This is a genomic window from Sanguibacter inulinus (assembly GCF_013415325.1).
Taxonomy (GTDB): domain Bacteria; phylum Actinomycetota; class Actinomycetes; order Actinomycetales; family Cellulomonadaceae; genus Sanguibacter; species Sanguibacter inulinus.
The window spans coordinates 1-1,014 of record NZ_JACBYE010000104.1; the positions used below are offsets into that span (position 1 = coordinate 1).

A 1,014-nucleotide genomic window follows, 5' to 3' on the forward strand; every position below is an offset into this window, starting at 1 on the left:
ATAAGAGACAGGTTCCACACCGTCACGACGACAGACTGCGCGGCATCGGCCGAGGCGCCCGCAGCCCCCGCCGAGGCCGTCTGCAGCACGGGGGCGATGCTCCCGAAGACGGCTCCCCACACGGCGACCGTGACGAGCAGGACCACGGGCTCGCGAACCGTCCCGAGCAGCATGAGGGAGGCGACGAGCGCCGCCGTGCCCCCGACGGCGAGCTGGCGGAGGTGACTGTCTCCGAAGATGCCCACGAGGATCGCGCCGACGATCGACCCTGCACCGAAGACCAGCAACGACTGCCCGAGGCTCTCCCCGAGCCCGACGTCCACGAGGTACGGCGCCACGTAGGTGTAGAGCAGGTTGTGGGCGACGATCACCGCTGCGGTGGTGACGATGATCGCCCGGACACCGGGGACCCGCAGCGCCGCAGGGATGCCACCGGAGCCTGACCGGGGCGTCCCGGGGACATCGGCTGTCCCGAGCCGCACCCACACGACCAGCCCGAGCGCGACGACCGACAGCACCCCGAAGGTCCACCGCCATCCGACGGCCTCGCCGAGCGCGGTCCCGGCCGGGACGCCGACGGCGAGCGCGAGGGTGCTGCCCAGCGCGGTGAGGGCGATCGCCCGACCGGCCAGGTGCGGGGGTGAGAGCCTGCGGGCATAGCTGGGGATCAGGGCCCAGGTCATCCCGGCGCCGAGACCGGCGAGGAACCGCGTCGCGAGCAAGATCGGCAGGGAGGGTGCGAGGGCCGTCGCGGTGTTGACCACGACGAACCCGAGCAGCATCCCGACGACGACGGCGCGTCGGGGGAGCGAGGCGGTGAGGGAGGTCAGCGGGATGGCGCCGACGAGGCAGCCGACGGCGAAGACGGTGACGGTCTGCCCGGCGGTCGAGGTGCTGATCCCGAGGTCGTCGCTCATCTGGAGCAGGAGCCCCGCAGGGAGGGTCTCGCTCAGCAGGGTGACGAAGCAGGTCACGGCGAGGGCTGTCTCTTATACACCTCTCCGAGCCCACGAG

At 71.9% G+C, this 1,014-nt stretch carries 1 protein-coding gene; it reads right to left on the reverse strand.

Annotated elements, in window-relative coordinates; translation table 11 throughout:
- A partial coding sequence (locus HZZ10_RS19070; RefSeq protein ID WP_308507626.1) for an MFS transporter occupies positions 1 to 974 on the reverse strand: 974 nt, incomplete at its 3' end.
- Between the last annotated feature and the right edge of the window lie 40 nt (positions 975 to 1,014).